Source organism: Rhizobium grahamii, assembly GCF_009498215.1.
GTDB lineage: Bacteria > Pseudomonadota > Alphaproteobacteria > Rhizobiales > Rhizobiaceae > Rhizobium > Rhizobium grahamii_A.
The window spans coordinates 3,402,519-3,418,997 of record NZ_CP043498.1; the positions used below are offsets into that span (position 1 = coordinate 3,402,519).

General features: G+C 60.7%; 10 protein-coding genes. 4 read left to right on the top strand and 6 right to left on the bottom strand.

Annotation, left to right across the window (positions count from 1 at the left end; all coding sequences use genetic code 11):
* Nucleotide 1: 1 nt before the first annotated feature.
* Genes trpB through FZ934_RS16375 form a run of 4 tightly spaced genes read left to right on the top strand, consistent with a single transcriptional unit; the run spans nucleotide 2 to nucleotide 4,381 of the window.
* The gene (trpB, locus tag FZ934_RS16360; RefSeq protein ID WP_153271931.1) at nucleotides 2-1,222 is read left to right on the top strand and encodes a tryptophan synthase subunit beta; all 1,221 of its coding nucleotides are present in this window, start codon (nucleotides 2-4) and stop codon (nucleotides 1,220-1,222) included.
* Nucleotides 1,223-1,225: 3 nt separating this feature from the next.
* Nucleotides 1,226-2,065: a tryptophan synthase subunit alpha gene (gene trpA / locus FZ934_RS16365; RefSeq protein WP_153271932.1), complete on the top strand. Its 840-nt coding sequence runs from the start codon at nucleotides 1,226-1,228 to the stop codon at nucleotides 2,063-2,065.
* A 39-nt stretch (nucleotides 2,066-2,104) separates the two neighbouring features.
* Nucleotides 2,105-3,007 carry an acetyl-CoA carboxylase, carboxyltransferase subunit beta gene (accD, locus tag FZ934_RS16370; protein ID WP_153271933.1) on the top strand — a complete coding sequence of 301 codons (903 nt, stop codon included), beginning with the start codon at nucleotides 2,105-2,107 and terminating at the stop codon, nucleotides 3,005-3,007.
* Between the two features lie 21 nt (nucleotides 3,008-3,028).
* On the top strand, nucleotides 3,029-4,381 hold the full coding sequence (locus FZ934_RS16375; RefSeq protein ID WP_153271934.1) for a bifunctional folylpolyglutamate synthase/dihydrofolate synthase: 1,353 nt from the start codon (nucleotides 3,029-3,031) through the stop codon (nucleotides 4,379-4,381).
* 51 nt (nucleotides 4,382-4,432) lie between these two features.
* On the opposite strand, the gene trxA is transcribed toward FZ934_RS16375, so the two are convergent.
* From trxA to FZ934_RS16405, 6 genes are all read right to left on the bottom strand, one after another.
* Nucleotides 4,433-4,753 carry a thioredoxin gene (trxA, locus tag FZ934_RS16380; protein WP_007528746.1) on the bottom strand — a complete coding sequence of 107 codons (321 nt, stop codon included), beginning with the start codon at nucleotides 4,751-4,753 and terminating at the stop codon, nucleotides 4,433-4,435.
* Between the two features lie 73 nt (nucleotides 4,754-4,826).
* Nucleotides 4,827-8,378: a double-strand break repair helicase AddA gene (gene addA / locus FZ934_RS16385; protein ID WP_153271935.1), complete on the bottom strand. Its 3,552-nt coding sequence runs from the start codon at nucleotides 8,376-8,378 to the stop codon at nucleotides 4,827-4,829.
* On the bottom strand, nucleotides 8,371-11,565 hold the full coding sequence (gene addB, locus FZ934_RS16390; protein WP_153271936.1) for a double-strand break repair protein AddB: 3,195 nt from the start codon (nucleotides 11,563-11,565) through the stop codon (nucleotides 8,371-8,373). The genes addA and addB overlap by 8 nt, the downstream gene beginning before the upstream one ends.
* A gap of 3 nt (nucleotides 11,566-11,568) precedes the next feature.
* Nucleotides 11,569-12,300 carry a nucleotidyltransferase family protein gene (locus FZ934_RS16395; protein WP_153271937.1) on the bottom strand — a complete coding sequence of 244 codons (732 nt, stop codon included), beginning with the start codon at nucleotides 12,298-12,300 and terminating at the stop codon, nucleotides 11,569-11,571.
* Nucleotides 12,301-12,312: 12 nt separating this feature from the next.
* Nucleotides 12,313-13,830 carry a tRNA (adenosine(37)-N6)-threonylcarbamoyltransferase complex ATPase subunit type 1 TsaE gene (gene tsaE / locus FZ934_RS16400; protein ID WP_153271938.1) on the bottom strand — a complete coding sequence of 506 codons (1,518 nt, stop codon included), beginning with the start codon at nucleotides 13,828-13,830 and terminating at the stop codon, nucleotides 12,313-12,315.
* Nucleotides 13,827-16,388 carry a PAS domain-containing sensor histidine kinase gene (locus tag FZ934_RS16405; protein WP_153271939.1) on the bottom strand — a complete coding sequence of 854 codons (2,562 nt, stop codon included), beginning with the start codon at nucleotides 16,386-16,388 and terminating at the stop codon, nucleotides 13,827-13,829. The genes tsaE and FZ934_RS16405 overlap by 4 nt, the downstream gene beginning before the upstream one ends.
* Nucleotides 16,389-16,479: the final 91 nt, after the last annotated feature.

A 16,479-nucleotide genomic window follows, 5' to 3' on the forward strand; every position in this document is an offset into this window, starting at 1 on the left:
AGTGAACGAGACGCCAAAACCGAATTCCTTCCGTTCCGGCCCCGATGAAGATGGCCGTTTCGGCATTTACGGCGGCCGCTTCGTCGCCGAGACGCTGATGCCTTTGATCCTCGACCTTCAGGACGAGTGGAACAAGGCAAAGGACGATCCGGAATTCCAGGCGGAGCTGAAGCAGCTCGGCACCCACTATATCGGTCGCCCGAGCCCGCTCTATTTCGCTGAACGCCTGACTGCCGAACTCGGTGGCGCGAAGATCTACTTCAAGCGCGAAGAGCTGAACCACACCGGTTCGCACAAGATCAACAACTGCATTGGCCAGATCCTGCTTGCCAAGCGCATGGGCAAGACCCGGATCATCGCTGAAACCGGCGCCGGCCAGCATGGTGTTGCCTCTGCAACGGTTGCCGCCCGCTTCGGCCTTCCTTGCGTCGTCTACATGGGCGCAACCGACGTCGAGCGTCAGGCGCCCAACGTGTTTCGCATGAAGCTTCTCGGCGCCGAAGTGAAGCCTGTCACGGCCGGCCACGGCACGCTGAAGGACGCGATGAACGAGGCGCTGCGTGACTGGGTCACCAACGTCGACGATACCTACTACCTGATCGGCACGGCCGCCGGCCCGCATCCCTATCCTGAGATGGTCCGCGACTTCCAGGCCGTCATCGGTACAGAAGCTCGTCAGCAGATCCTGGAAGCCGAAGGACGCTTGCCGGATCTCGTCATCGCTGCCGTCGGCGGCGGTTCGAATGCGATCGGGATTTTCCATCCATTTCTCGATGATGAAGGCGTCAAGATCGTCGGCGTCGAAGCCGGCGGCAAGGGCTTGAGTGGCGACGAGCATTGCGCCTCGATCACCGCGGGTTCGCCGGGCGTTCTGCACGGCAACCGCACCTATCTGCTGCAGGACGGCGACGGCCAGATCAAAGAAGGTCACTCGATTTCCGCCGGTCTCGATTACCCCGGCATCGGCCCTGAGCATTCCTACCTGAATGATATCGGTCGCGTCGAATACGTCCCGATCATGGACCATGAGGCGCTGGAAGCCTTCCAGACGCTCACACGCCTCGAAGGCATCATTCCGGCGCTGGAGCCGTCGCATGCGCTGGCCGAAGTCATCAAGCGCGCGCCGAAGATGGGCAAGGATGAAATCATCCTGATGAACCTCTCCGGCCGCGGCGACAAGGACATCTTCACTGTCGGCAAGCTTCTGGGAATGGGTGAGTAAGTCATGACCGCACGTATGGACAAACGCTTCGCCGATCTGAAGGCGGAAGGCCGGCCGGCACTCGTTACCTATTTCATGGGCGGTGATCCGGACTATGAAACCTCGCTCGGCATCATGAAGGCGCTGCCGGAAGCAGGCTCCGATGTTATCGAACTCGGAATGCCTTTCTCCGACCCGATGGCTGACGGCCCGGCGATCCAGATGGCCGGCCAGCGTGCCCTCAAGGGCGGCCAGACGTTGAAGAAGACGCTGCAGCTTGCGGCCGACTTCCGCAAGACCGATGACGCAACGCCGATCGTGATGATGGGGTATTATAACCCGATCTACATTTACGGCGTCGAGACGTTTCTGGATGACGCGTTGGCAGCCGGCATCGATGGCCTGATCGTCGTCGATCTTCCGCCAGAAATGGATGACGAGCTCTGCATCCCCGCTCTCAGGAAGGGGATCAATTTCATCCGTCTGGCAACGCCGACGACCGATGAGAAGCGTCTGCCGACCGTTCTGCGGAACACTTCAGGCTTCGTCTACTACGTCTCGATGAATGGCATCACCGGCTCGGTGTTGCCGGATCCTTCGCTGGTATCGGGCGCCGTCAAGCGCATCAAGCAGCATACCGATCTGCCTGTCTGCGTCGGCTTCGGCGTCAAGACCGCCGACCACGCGAAGGTTATCGGCAACTCGGCCGATGGTGTCGTCGTCGGCACCGCAATTGTCAATCAGGTGGCAACGAGCCTCACCAAGGATGGGAAGGCAACAGCCGATACCGTCCAGGCCGTCGCCACGCTTGTTCGTGGATTGTCAACGGGTACACGTTCGGCGCGCCTTGTTGCTGCCGAATAGTTTCCCCACATTGGCAATAGTCAATCAGGAGTTTTCGACTTGAACTGGATCACCAACTACGTCCGCCCCCGCATCAATTCCATGCTGGGCCGCCGCGAAGTGCCGGAGAACCTCTGGATCAAGTGCCCGGAAACGGGTGAAATGGTCTTCCATAAGGATCTGGAGAACAACAAGTGGGTTATCCCGGCCTCCGGCTATCACATGAAGATGCCGGCGAAGGCTCGCCTTGCCGATCTTTTCGATGACGGCGCCTATGAAGCGCTGGTCCAGCCGAAGGTCCCGCAGGATCCGCTGAAGTTCCGCGATTCCAAAAAGTACGCGGATCGCCTGAAGGACAGCCGCATCAAGACCGAGCAGGAAGACACGATCGTTGCCGGCGTCGGCAAGGTTCGCGGCCTGAAGCTCGTCGCGGTCGTTCACGAATTCAACTTCATGGGCGGCTCGCTCGGCATTGCTGCCGGCGAGGCAATCGTGAAGGCGTTCGAGCGAGCCATCGCTGAAAAATGCCCGCTGGTCATGTTCCCGGCATCGGGTGGTGCCCGCATGCAGGAAGGCATCCTCTCGCTCATGCAGCTGCCGCGCACGACGGTTGCCGTCGACATGCTGAAGGAAGCGGGACTTCCATACATCGTCGTTCTGACAAACCCGACCACGGGTGGCGTCACGGCATCCTATGCGATGCTTGGCGATCTTCATCTGGCAGAGCCTGGCGCGGAAATCTGCTTTGCCGGCAAGCGCGTCATTGAACAGACGATCCGCGAAAAACTGCCGGAAGGCTTCCAGACCTCTGAGTACCTGCTGGAACACGGCATGGTCGACATGGTGGTCAAGCGCCACGATATTCCGGATACGCTGGCACGCGTCCTGAAAATCCTGACCAAGAAGCCTGCAGCAAACCTCAACAAGGAAAGCGGGACGCTCGCCATAGCCGCGAGCGCCTGATCCAACTAGGCGGGTCGCGCGATGATACCAAGGGGCCAAGCCGTAGTGAGCGAAGCAGCGCAGGAAATCGATAAGCTCTTGGGATTGCATCCCAAGGGCTTTGATCTGTCCCTGGATCGCATTACCCGTCTGCTTTCTGTTCTCGGTGATCCGCAGAAGAAGCTGCCGCCCGTCATTCATGTGGCGGGCACCAACGGCAAAGGCTCGGTAACCGCCTTTTGCCGTGCCTTGTTGGAGGCCGGCGGCTACAGCGCCCATGTCCACACCTCTCCGCATCTCGTAAACTGGCACGAGCGCTATCGGATAGGTGTCGAAGGCGGTCGTGGGCAACTGGTGGATGATGCCGTCTTCGCTGAGGCCGTCCGACGCGTTGCGGCCGCCAATGATGGCCAGAAGATCACTGTTTTCGAGATCCTGACGGCAGTCACTTTCATTCTGTTTTCAGAGCATCCGGCGGATGCCGCTATCCTCGAGGTTGGCCTCGGTGGTCGTTTCGACGCCACCAACGTCATCTCCGATCCCGCCGTCTCGGTCATCATGCCGATCTCGCTCGATCACCAGCCGTATCTGGGCGATCGTGTCGAACTGATTGCGGCGGAGAAGGCCGGGATCATGAAGCGCGGGCATCCCGTTGTCATCGGTAAGCAGGAATATGACGCCGCGCTCGACGTGCTGATGTCGACCGCCGAACGGCTGAACTGCCCGACGGCCGTCTTCGGTCAGGACTATATGGCGCATGAAGAATACGGACGCCTCGTCTATCAGGACGAGTTCGGCCTGGCCGATCTGCCATTGCCGCGCCTTCCTGGCCGTCACCAGTATGCCAACGCCGCGGCCGCGATCCGCGCCGTCAAGGCTGCCGGCTTCACAGTCACCGAGACGATGATGGAGAAGGCGCTGCTCTCGGTCGAGTGGCCGGGCCGTCTTCAGCGTCTGAGCGACGGCAACCTGATGGCCAGCGCTCCGGCAAAAGCGGAAATCTGGGTCGATGGCGGTCACAACCCCGGCGCCGGCGAGGTGATCGCTGAAGCAATGGCGAACTTCGAGGAAAAGCAGCCACGGCCGCTCTTCCTAATCATCGGCATGATCAACACCAAGGATCCGGTTGGCTACTTCAAGGCGTTCAAGGGCTTGGCCGAGAAGGTCTATTGCGTGCCGATCCGTGGTAGCGACGCGATGATCGATCCGGTCATCCTGGCGAATGCCGCCTATGATGCCGGCCTTGTGGCAGAGCCGATGTCGACTGTCAGCGACGCATTGGAAGCAATCAAGGAAGGCGCGTTCGAACAGGACCATCCGCCGCGCATCCTGATCGGCGGCTCTCTCTATCTCGTCGGCGATGTGCTTGCCGACAACGGCACACCCCCGAAATGAAAAAAGCCCGGTCAAATGCCGGGCTTCTTCTTGTCTGCTTATGCGCAATGCTTAGGCGGCGCTCGAGATCCAGCTCGAAAGGGCGGTCTTCGGTGCAGCGCCAACCTTGATGTCGGCAACTTCGCCGGCCTTGAACATGGCGAGCGTCGGGATGGAACGGACGCCGAACTGAGCGGCCAATTCCGGATTCTCGTCGATGTTGAGCTTGGCGACCTTCACCTTGCCCTGAAACTCGACAGCGAGTTCTTCGAGACTGGGGGCGATCATCTTGCACGGGCCGCACCATTCAGCCCAGAAATCGACGACGACGGGTTCTGCGGATTCCAGAACTTCCGACTGGAAGTTGTTGATATCGACTTTTACGGTAGCCATAGGCTGCTCCTTTACGGATTTCCTGTTGAAGCACATGTGAGCGTGCGGCGCGGGAATTTCAATGCCCGGTATTTCACTTTGTCTCGAGTTGCGCAAGCGCCGACGCCAGGGCATCCGGCGGTAGCGTGTGAACGGAGCCATTTTCGGTGTAGACGAGCACGCAATCGATGCGCTTGCCTGGGTAGAGCGGCGCCAGGATCTCCCGATAAATGGCAAGCTGCGCCTTGTGAGCAAAGGGGATTGCTTCCGCTGTCTGCGGCGGGACGCGATTGGTCTTGTAGTCGAGTACGACAACGCGATCGTCGAAGACCGCCATTCTATCGACGCGGCCAGAGACTGCGTAGTCGCGGCCTTTCAGGGATAGCGTTCCCATGATCGAGACTTCGGGTTGGGCGTGGCCGGTGAATACGCCTTGCAGTGTCGGTGCTTCCAGCAGTCGCAAGACAGATCGGATCAGCGTTTCGCGCTCGTCCTGCGACCAGCGCCGGGCCGAACGCTCCAGATAGCGTTGCGCGGCGGCCAGGCGATCTGTCGGTGAAAAGTCCGGTAGCGTCTGCAGCATGCGGTGCAGGAGCCGGCCCTTTAGCAAGGAGCGGTCGGATTTTGCTTTGTCGCCGAATAGTGGGGATGTGACGAGCAGGTCGTCTGCCTGCTCATCAATGACCGTGCCCGCGCCGGAAGGGCTGAGAGGTCGCGGCAACTGTCTCTGCGGCGGCAGCGGTCTGCTGAGGTTTTCGGGCAATCTTTCATTCGTTTGTGCCAGCTCAGGTGGTGCGGCCCGCTCGAAGTTCCTTCCGATGTGCGGAACGCGCCATTTGATTCCAGACCAGGTGCCGTCGGGACCGGAGAACGTTGCCGCCGCGACGTGTGGGTGGCTATCAGTCATCGCCGCTGAAATCATCGCATGCCAAGTATCGCTGTTCGGCCGCACGCCGCGGTAGCCGCAAACGATCAACCGGTCGGCGGCTCGCGTCATCGCCACGTAAAGCAGCCGGCGATACTCTTCCTCGGCCAGCAACTGAATGCGGCTCGCGTCAGCCTGTGTCAGCGAGTTGCTGAGATCCCCGAGCGGCACCCATGCCGGCATCGGCGGCTCGTCGCCCGGCTGCTCCAGCAGCCGCAGCTTCGGCATATGGCTATGCGTAAAGGCTTTCGAGCCACCGTCGACGAGGAAGACGATCGGCGCTTCCAGGCCCTTCGAGGCGTGGACGGTCATGATCCGCACTTCGTTGCGGCCTTTGTCCTGCTCGCGCTTGACCTCCGGGGCCTCCAGTTCGAGCGTCGAAATGAACGATTGTAAGCCAGGGAGGCCGGAATTCTCGTGGTCGAGCGCGAAGGTCAGGAACTCATCGAGAATATCGCTGACCTCGGTGCCCAGGCGAGCGAGAAATTGTCGGCGTCCACCGTTGCTCCCCAACACATGGGCGTAGAAGTCATGGACAGAGAGGCTTTTCGATTCATTCAGGAACAGCTTCAGCTTTCGAACCGCGACCTGCAGCCGCTCGTTGCCATCGTCCGCAAATTTCAGCAGATGTGTCCAAACGCTCTCATCGTCCGGACGGAGCGCCGCCACGGCAAAGATGTCGTCTTCGCTGAGATCGAGCAGGGGGCTTTTCATCAGTGCCGCCAGCGACAGGTCGTCCTGCGGCAGAAGCAGGAACCGGCCGAGGGCGACGAGGTCCTGAATGGCGATGTGGCTTGTCAGCCTCAAGCGGTCGGCGCCCGCAACCGGAATGTTGTCACGACGCTTCAAGGCACGGGTCAACGCATTGACGAAGGAATCGCGTTTCCGCACCAGGACGAGGATGTCTCCGGCTTCGATCAGGCGCTCCTTACCCTTCTCAATGATGGTTTCCTTGCCGACCAGATTGCCGATCGTGTGCGCCATCCTGCGAGCAAGAACGGCTGCTGGCGCGCTTTCGGGCGTCGCGTCGAAGGGCGCGGTCCAGTCCTCTTCCTTGACGGTCACTTCAGGAGCGATCATCTCCCAAAGATCGACGGCGCCGGGATGACCGATACGGTTGGAACGGTGAACGACGGGCTCGCTGGAAGCGCTCAGCCCGCGGGCGTTACCCTCGGGTGTAAAGATGTGGTCGACGGCTGCCAGAACATCGGCGGTGGAGCGGAAGGATAGCGGCAGGCGAACCGTCGAAAAGGCAAGCCCGCTTTGGGCTACGCGGTGACGGGTCCGACGGCTCTCTTCGGAGAACCGCTCGGGCCGTGCACCTTGAAACGAGTAGATCGACTGCTTCTCGTCGCCAACCGCAAACAGCGTGCGCACAACACTTCGGGCACCCTCTCCCGAAAAGAAATCTTCGGCCAGCGACTGAATGACACTCCATTGGATCGGGCTGGTGTCCTGCGCTTCGTCGACAAGAATATGATCGATGCCCTGGTCGAGCTTGTAGTGGATCCAGGGCCCGACATCGCTCTTGTTGAGCAGATCCGCCGTGCGCGTGATCAGGTCCTCGAAGTCGAGCTGGCTTCGCTGCTTCTTGAGGTCCTCGTAGTCGCGATTGAGGCGATCAGCCAGGATCAACGCTGCCCGCGTCGCATCATGCATCCGGATGATCTTCAGTCGGTCGCGGCGAGAGAGAATGTGCGATCGTGCCGCCGCAATGGCATCTGCCAGTGCCGGCGCTTCGCTCAGCATCGCCTTTACGAAGAACTGCGAATCCGCCTTCGCCTCGCCCTTGACGGTCAGGAACGTCTTTTCGAGAAGCGCGATGCGGCGTTTCGCGTCTCGTTCTCTGCCCGCAGCCCGGAGGTTCGCGGCAACGTCTTGAGCCTTGACGCCACCTTTCTCATCCGCGAGATCGAGATAGCGGTCGAGCACGGGGCCCGATAGTACTGGCAACGGCCAATAGCTGGCGACGATTGCTGCTTCTGTCTCATCAGGAAGAAGTCCCAACCTGTCGCGAAGAACAAGATCAAGGCCGCCGGCGCGCTCCGCTGCGAGCGTGAATCTGCGGATCGCGTTGCGGTTTGCAACGATCTCACTCAGCAGGTTTTCCAGGCCGCTTTCGTCGCCGAGATTGAGAACATAGGTGAAGGCTTCGGCCAACGTGGCATCATCTTCAGGCGTCGTCGCCGTCAGGAGCGAACGCCGCGCATCGGCAAGCAGAGTGACGGCAGCGCGGTCGTCGAGAACCGAAAAATGACCCGCGACGTTAGCTTCCAGCGGAAACTGGTGCAGCAGGGCTTCACAGAAGGCGTGGATTGTCTGGATTTTCAATCCGCCCGGCGTTTCGAGCGCCCTTGCAAACAGCCGACGCGCTTCGGCGAGCTTCAGGCGATCAGGCCGCTTGCCCTCGATCTGGCCGATCCGCTGGCTCAGATCGTCGTCTGACAGGACGGCCCAATCAGCCAGTCGGTCAAACACGCGGTTGGACATTTCGGAGGCCGCAGCCTTGGTATAAGTCAGGCAGAGAATTGCCGAGGGGCGCGCGCCGGCAAGCAGCAAGCGAATGACCCGTTGCGTCAGGACGTGCGTCTTGCCGGATCCGGCGTTGGCCGAAACCCATGCAGAACGCTCTGGGTCCGAGGCAACCGACTGCTGGATTGTTGTCCAGCTTGTCCATGCGATAGGATCATCGCCCTCCGGCAGCGTCGTTTCATCATTCATCGTCGCCTCCTTCGTCGCTTTCGGCGGTCGACCACTCCGATACGCGCGCGAGATGGTCGTAATCACCGCCGAACTCGAACTGCTGTGCGGGGATGAGACGGGAGGTAAATCCCTTTTCGCCTGATTGCAGCAGAGATACGAACTTGATGAGCTGATCAATGGAATCGCCGGCAAGATCCATAGCCGATTTGGCCTTGTCGCCCTTGCCTGAGAACTCGTTGTTGACGGTGTCGACCTGAAAACGGGTGCCCGGCCGGAGCCTCACATAGAGCAAGTCTTGAGGCGTAAGGCTTCCCGCCTCTCGGAACGCACCTGCGCTAAGCGCAGCGGCTTCGAGTGCGAGCTGCGGGTCGAGAAGGGCACGGGCTTGAGCCGGAGAAGGGTTGAACCCCGTCTTGTAGTCGATGATATCGGCAGCGCCAGGGCCCCTGATGTCGATCCTGTCGGCAACACCGCTGAGGCGGATATTGACAGTCTCCAGCTCGACGCCGCCGCGAACTTCTGTCAGCGTGCGGCGAACATCGGGCCGCCGTTCAGCTTCCCAGTTCAGGAATGCCTTGGCAACTTCGCGGAAACGTGGCCGCCATACGGCATCGATATGCGGCGGCAACTGCTCCATGTCGAAGAGCTCGTTCAGGATGCGCTCCATCGCGTCGGCTGCATCATCAGTCCCGGCCATATGGCCTTCCCGGATGAAGCGATCGATGATCGTGTGGTAGAGCGTTCCTCGCTCAGCCGCACCAGGATCGCGATTGAAGGGCGCAACCGGATCGAGCCGCAGGACGCGCCTTGCGTAAATCGCATAGGGGTCGCGCCGCAGCCTGCCGACTTCACTGAAGGAGTAGGATTTCGGCTGCATCTCTCTTGGCGGCGTCGGGCTTGGCCGCTGGGCGGGAGCCTGCCGATCGCCTTGATCAATGAGATTTGCCCAATGAATGAAACGCGCACCACGCGCTTTCAGCTCCGCTTCCAATGACTTGCCGCCGAAAGCCAGCAAGCGCTGCAGCCAGCGCGAACCAACCGTTGGCGTTGATCCCTGGCGCAGCGCGCGGGAGTAGACCAGATGGCGGGTGCCGTTCGCCATTTCGAAATCGTGCGCCAGCTGCCCGATGCGGCGTTCCGGCGGCTCCAGTCCGATTTCGGTCTTCATCGTACGCGAGATGAACGGATTGTTGCTGGTCTGGCCCGGCCAGGAGCCCTCGTTCAATCCGCCGAGTATGAGCGTATCGACGCTCTGCAGGCGTGCTTCCAGCGTCCCTAGAATGAGAAGGCGCGGATGGAGCAAGGCACGTGGCTTGACGGCCTGGCCAGCTGTCAGCGCGGCCATGATATCGATCCACTGAGGGCCGTCGGCTTCGATTTGCCCGTCGGTATCGATGATTTCAGCCAGGAGGCTGGCAAGTGTATCGCCAGCTTCGTCGGACCAGAGCCCCGACAGATCTGCCCTCCGATCGGAGGCAACCGCTTCCAGTGCGCGACCGGTGCGCTCCGCCCAGTCCGACAGTGTAAAGGCCGTGGTCATGGCGCGACCGTCCGGGCGTCGATGGACAAATGCGGAGGCGAGCGGCTCGACTGCCGCACTGACACGCCGCGCGAGATCGCGCGCCTTGTCGGGCGCATCTGTCGGCAGCGCCTTTCGCCATTTCGGCACGTGTTGTTCCAGCGCTTGATCGGCCAGTTGCTGCTCGACCAACGGCTCAAGTGTACTGATGTCGACTTCGGCGACACCGCCGCGAAGGGCGATCAGCTCCAAGGCGGCCACGGACTGCGCAAGCAGATCCGGTTCAAGCCCGAAACGAGCCAACGGGTGCTTCAGCAGGCCAACGAGTGCGACTGGATCACCCGGTCTCAGCGTTGCCTCCAGCAGAAGCTGCAGCAAGGTGCCCTGCGGCGTGGCGGCCAGCGGCGTACCGGCCGAGTCGTCGGCGATGATTCCGAAGCGCGAAAGCTCGGTGGCGACACGGCGGGCCAGGTTCCTGTCCGGCGTAATCAGCGCGGCTCTGCTCTCGCCGGAAGTGCCCGGCTGCTCGAGCGCAAGGCGCAGCGCGATCGCGATCGCTGTCGCTTCCTCGCGCTCGTTCGCCGCCTCTATCAGGGACACATCCGCGAAAGCGCGCGAGATGTCACCCTCGTTCAAGGCATGCTTGAAATCACCCCACTCGCTTGTCGCCTCGGAGGGCGAAAGGGAATGAGATAGGATTCGACCGCGTAGGTCGAGGTCCGCCGGCGGCTCTGCAAGCGGGGCAACATCGTCGCGGGTGGATCCCAGCCGCTTCAACAGCTGCGCCAGACCGTATTGCGAATGGCTTCGGCTGGCAGCGTCGACAGGTCGGCCGAAACTGGCCTCTGGAGCCACCATTTCCCAATGCCTGTCCGGCATGGCGGTGTCGAGCCCCGGCAGAACGATCACGCCCTCCGGCCGGCCCGCGACAGCGGCGATGAGATCGGCCGTTGCCGGCACCGAGCCTGTCGAGCCTGCAATGATGATGGGGCCGGATTCAGCCATCGTTGCAATCCGGCTCGCCTCTGCCCGCAGGATCGCGTTGCGGTGTCGGGCAGGAGAAGATTTTCCGAGTTCGTTCAGCCGCTCCGGCCAGAAGGCACTCGCGATCCGCAGGAATTCAGCCGTCAGCTGCCACCACAATGCGTGATCATTGGCGCTGAGATCGGAAAGCTCACTCCACTCTTTGTCTTCCGTTTCGATCGAGTCGATCAGCTCTGCAAGGTTTCTTGCGAGCCAGATCGCGTCAGCGGGGCTTGCGGGTGCGACAAGCGGCGAGTCCGAATGGATGCTGCGGACGATCTCAGGCAGTTTGTTTCGCCAGGCGAGGATCAACCGCGCCAGTTCGAGCAACCGCGACGTATTCGAAAGGGGCTGCGCAAGATCGAGCGTGGCGGGCAGGCTTTCGTCAAAGTAGCCACTGTCATCGTCCGTTTCGCCGAGCGGGCGGATCACGGGCAGGATCGCCGATCGCCCGCCGAGAAGATCGACGAACTCCGAACGCAGGACGCGCGCCGCGCGTCTCGTTGGCAGATAGATAGTGACCGTCGACAGCGATAGCGGATCGCCGGGATCATAACGAAAGCGAGGTGTAAGCCGACCGTCGCAGAGGCTCTCTGCAAGCGTCCTCAGGAAGGGGAGGCCAGCGGGTATGGTCAGGAGTCTTGGTCGGTGATGCTCGACCATCCGTCATGCAAACGTCCGGTATCGCCGGATCGTTTCCTCCGCTTCGCCGATAGCCTCGGGGGTGCCGACCGTAAGCCAATGTCCCTCTAGTACCGTTCCATAGAGGCGACCGCGCGCGATCGCCTTGTCGAAATAGAGATTGAGGTTGAACGCATCGGCAGGTGCATCGTCGAGAAACGACGTGTGCATGGCGATAGCGCCCGCATAGACGACCGGATTTGGTCCCGTCTCTGCAAAGCGCGTCAGTCCGCCGTTCATCGCCATGTTGAAGTCGTTCTTGCCGTTATGCCCGGTGGTGTCTTCGAGCTTCACGCAAAGCATAGCCATATCCATGTCCTTCACGTTGAAGAATCCGGCTAAGCGTCGCAGGTTGCTTGGCGCATCCGGCCGCTCGCCGATCCAGAACAGGTCGGCATTGGTCACGAAAACCTCGCCCGGCGGCAGCAGTTTAAGGCCCTTCGCAAGCCCGCCGCCATTGTTCATCAGGCGCTCGCGCTCGTCGGATATGATAATCTCGAGGCTTTTGTAGGATGCAAGATGGTCGAGCATCTGGTCGGCATGATGGTGGACATTCACAACGACCTTTTCAACGCCGGCTTCGGCAAGCGAGTCGAGCGAATAGTCGATCATCGCCTTGCCATCGATCTTCACCAACGGCTTCGGTATCGTGTCGGTAATAGGACGCATCCGGGTCCCAAGACCCGCCGCGAGCACCATCGCTTGTTTGATCGTCATTCTATCAGGAACTCATGATTCGCTTGGTATTATTCCAGCCCTTACGAACCAATCGCGCAAGGGGGCAAGCGTTTCATGCTGAAAGGCGGTGTGGAGATAGCCGAGCGTGCGCGGCATGTGTTTCATGTAGCCGGGCTTTCCGTCCCGCTGCATCAGCCGCACCCAGAGACCGGCAAGCTTGCAGTTTCGTTGGGCGGACATGATCGCCCAGCTCTTCAGGAAGGCGGCTTCATCGAAATTTCCCTGTGCGCGGCGAAGCGACAGATAATCGTCCATCAGCGTGCGAAACAAAGCCGGCTCGATCGTCACACGCGCATCCTGGGCGATCGAGGCAAGATCATAGGCCGTCGGCCCAATCATCGCGTCCTGAAAGTCGATTATGCCGACGCGATCGATGCCGTTCTTATCCTCGCGCCAAATGATGTTGGGCGAGTGAAAGTCGCGAAGAAGGATGTTCTTTTCCGCCGACTGAAGCTGGTCGATCAGGTCGTCCCATATCGCAAGATATTCGTCGCGCTCGGCATCGGTTGCCTTTGCACCATCCCGCTTCCAGGGGATGTGCCAGTCCAGAACCAGCCGCACTTCCATCTTCATTGCCGTCCGATCGAAGTCAGGAATGTGGTGGACGTGCGTATCGGTGACCGGAATGTCTTGCGGGATCTGCATCGAATGCAGGTGTGCAAGGCAGGCAACGCTTGCCTGATAGCGTTCCGCGATCGGATTGCCGTCCGCGTCGAGAACGCCGTCCGTGCCGAGGTCCTCGATCAATAATATACCCTGATCGTAGTCGACCTTGTAGATCTCAGGCGCTGCAAATCCATGGTCACGCAAGGCTTCCGCAATCGCGACGAACGGGTAGGCGTCCTCTGCGATATGAGCGACCTTGGGGTAGGGTTTGCCGTCAAGGACAGGTGGTCCCTCGGGCAGGGGAGGCCAGTCCATCAGGATGCGGCGCGATCCATCCGGCATATAGATCGCCTCATAAGCACGGAGCGACGCATCCCCGGTCAGAAACCGGCGCTCGACATTCGGCAGACCTGCCTCGTCCAGGAACTGCCGGATGGCAAGAACGCGCCGGATCCGGGCCGCTTGCTTCGGCGGTGCCGAAACTTCCGCGCGCCGTCCCGCGCCTTCATGCGTCAGCCTGAGCGAGATCCGATCGGACGGCAGCTCGCCTGCTGCCATTTCCGGCCACTCCACGATGCAGATACCGTTCTGCAGCGCTTCGTCGAAACCGAGTTCATCGAGCTCAGTCGGGTCGGCAAGGCGGTAGAGATCGAAATGCGAAATCGGAATTCGAAGGTCGTAGGTTTGGACCAGCGTAAATGTCGGGCTGGGCACCTCAAGATCGGGGTCATCGGCGATCGCGCGTAGCAGCGCGCGGGCAAGCGACGACTTCCCCGCGCCAAGATCACCTGTCAGCGCCAGGCAGTCACCCACCTTCAGAGCGAGTGCCAGATCCTCGCCGAACCGTCTGGTCGCCTGTTCATCTTCGAGAAAGAGCGAGAGAGCCGCGTCGCTTGCTGTCATTCTGCTGCGACGGAAGAGGGCAGGTGGGCGGATGGTATGCGGCAGACAACGGTCGTTCCACGCCCGGTCTGGCTATCGATCGAAACCTGCCCGTGATGCAGCTTGACGAAGCTCTCGACGATGGAAAGGCCAAGGCCTGCTCCACCACGCTTGCCGCTCTTGGCGCCAGTGGCGAAGCGATCGAAGACGTTGGCGATCATGTCCTGCGAAATGCCGGGGCCGCTGTCGCTGACCGAGAACACGAAGTCTGTGCCTTCGCGCTGGCACCTGAGCGCGATTGCCGAGCCCTCGGGCGAGAAATTGGCGGCATTCGATAGAAGCTTGACCAGAATCTGCTTCAGGCGTTGCGGATCCGCGATCATCGAACCGAGATGGGCCGGCGACGTGATTTCGAGCGTGACGCCGCTCTCCTGAAGCCGGTCGGCAATCTGAATCGAGACGTCATCGAGCAGATCACCGAGATCGATCTCGGTGTAGTTCAAATGCATGATGCCGGCGTCGACCGTGGCAAGATCGAGAATGTCGTTCACCAGTGTCAGAAGCACGGACGACGATGTCGAAATATGGTCGATATACTCAGCCTGTCGCTCGTTCAGAGTGCCCAAGCCCGGCGTGCGCAGAAGGTCGGTGAAGCCGATGATGTTGGTCAGTGGCGAACGCAGTTCATACGAAACGTGCTGCACGAAATCGTTTTTCAGTTCGTCAGCGCGCCGCAGCGCTTCGTTCTTTTCCGTCAATGCCCGTTCGGCGCGAACGCTGTCGGTCATGTTGACGAAGGTCAGCATGGTCTGTGCGTTCGGAAGCGGAATGACGGCGTAGTCGAGCACGAGGCCGGAGAACAGCTCAAGCGTTCCCTGGCTCGAACGGCGTTCGTCTTCGAAGCTCGTAATCAGTTCGGCAAAAGTCTTCCAGCCATCGGGCCGGTCGTATGACGGAGCGCAGGCTTCCCCGAGCGTGCGGATATGCGTGCCGGGCTTGGATTCTGCTTCGGTAATGCCCCACAGCGCACGGAAGGCCGGGTTCGAAAGACGAATGCGACCATCGGCACCGAAGACCGCCACACCTTCGGAAAGATGATCGATCGTTTCGCCCTGCACCTTGAGGAGCGTGTTGTAGCGGGTTTCCAGATCGACCTGTTCGGTCAGATTCTCGAACACCCAGGTCGCGCCGCCCTGCGGGTGCGCTGTTGCGAAGACGCGCAATGTCTGGCCGTTCGGCAAATGCCAGAGATCGGACTGCGTATCGAGAGCGCGATAGACCGAAAGAGCGTTCTCTTTCCAGGACTTCCAGTTCAACTGGTCCGGCAGCTTCTTCGCCGCGCGCAGCCGTTCCAGCAGTTCGGCGTTGTCGGGCTTGCTTTCGAGGAAAGCAATATCGAGCTGCCAGAGAGAAACAAAAGCCTGGTTGTAGAACTGCAGCCGCCGATCACCGTCGAAGATCGCGACGGGCGTCGCCAGATGATCGAGCGTTTCGGCGTGGCTCTTCAGCGTGCGCTCAAGCTCCGCGCGGACGGTCTCGATGCCGGAGACATCGACCGCGATGCCGGCCGAGCCGCTGGGGATCTTGACGTCGACGACATCGAAGAACGTCCTGTTGCCGTTAACAACAGTCGAAATCTTTTCGTGGAACGGTGATTCCGGCGTCGCGCTGGCACGAATGCGCTCGCGCGCCACCGTGGTCAGGAACTCCCGGCCTTCATCCACCGCCTGCTCGGGCGATACCGCATCGACAGCTTCGCCATAGGCCTGGTTGACCCAGGTCAGCCGGCCGTCCGGGTCGCGCTGCCAGGCAGGCAGATCGATGGAATCGAGAAGATTCTGAAACGCCGAAATGGAGGTTAGCAGGCGATCACGCTCAATCTTGATTTCGGCAAGCTCCGCCCGGAGGTTGTTCAGGGCGACAAAGCGGATGAAAGCCCGTCCGCCTGACACCCGACCTTGGGCTTCCAGAATCTCGTCACGCTGCGTTTCCACCACCATGTCGAAGCTATGCGCCGAGCCACGCAGGCGGTCGATCGCATGCTCGAGTTCCGATGCGGAACGCGGCTTCAGCCAGAGACCAAATGCTAGAAACTCGTTGTCTTGAGGTGCGCCGGTTTCCGGCGGCAACTGGCCGAGAAGTTCAGGCCGCTCGTCACCGTCCCAAATCACGATGCGACGGTTCTTGTCCGCGATCAGCGCCTGGTACTGGGAGATGCGCTGCTGTGCATCCGACAAGGCGGAGCGCATTTCGCGGCTTTCCGTTTCAAGGTTACCGCGTTGGCGAACGACCCAGAGAGTCGACAAAAGAGCCGCGGAAATGACGCCGATAACGACCGAAAGACCGGCAACCTGCGATGAGGTGAAAAGATGCGCTGCGGCGTCTGCGTCGATCTGTGCGAGAACAGGCGTGGCTACCGAAGCCATGGCTGTACCGGCGGCAAAAATCCGGGTCACCCGCGATAATATGCCCGCCTTCGAGGCGCCAACAGTTTTCAATCGGCCCGACTGAAGCGAGCGGGGATCAGCGTATGCGCCGTCCTCCGCCTGTTCTGTCAGGCTGTGCATCATTTCAGACATGCCCGGTATGTCTCCGTCCTTTAATGTGCCGCATCACGACAAGACATCCCATTTTCGAAGCAAACGGACGCGTCCGGGGCCACGAATCGAG

Coding starts and splice junctions, on each gene's coding strand:
- tsaE (WP_153271938.1), bottom strand. CDS start 13,830: ATGACAGCAAGCGACGCGGCTCTCTCGCTCTTTCTCGAAGATGAACAG.
- trpA (WP_153271932.1), top strand. CDS start 1,226: ATGACCGCACGTATGGACAAACGCTTCGCCGATCTGAAGGCGGAAGGC.
- FZ934_RS16405 (WP_153271939.1), bottom strand. CDS start 16,388: ATGTCTGAAATGATGCACAGCCTGACAGAACAGGCGGAGGACGGCGCA.
- addB (WP_153271936.1), bottom strand. CDS start 11,565: ATGGTCGAGCATCACCGACCAAGACTCCTGACCATACCCGCTGGCCTC.
- FZ934_RS16375 (WP_153271934.1), top strand. CDS start 3,029: ATGATACCAAGGGGCCAAGCCGTAGTGAGCGAAGCAGCGCAGGAAATC.
- addA (WP_153271935.1), bottom strand. CDS start 8,378: ATGAATGATGAAACGACGCTGCCGGAGGGCGATGATCCTATCGCATGG.
- FZ934_RS16395 (WP_153271937.1), bottom strand. CDS start 12,300: ATGACGATCAAACAAGCGATGGTGCTCGCGGCGGGTCTTGGGACCCGG.
- trxA (WP_007528746.1), bottom strand. CDS start 4,753: ATGGCTACCGTAAAAGTCGATATCAACAACTTCCAGTCGGAAGTTCTG.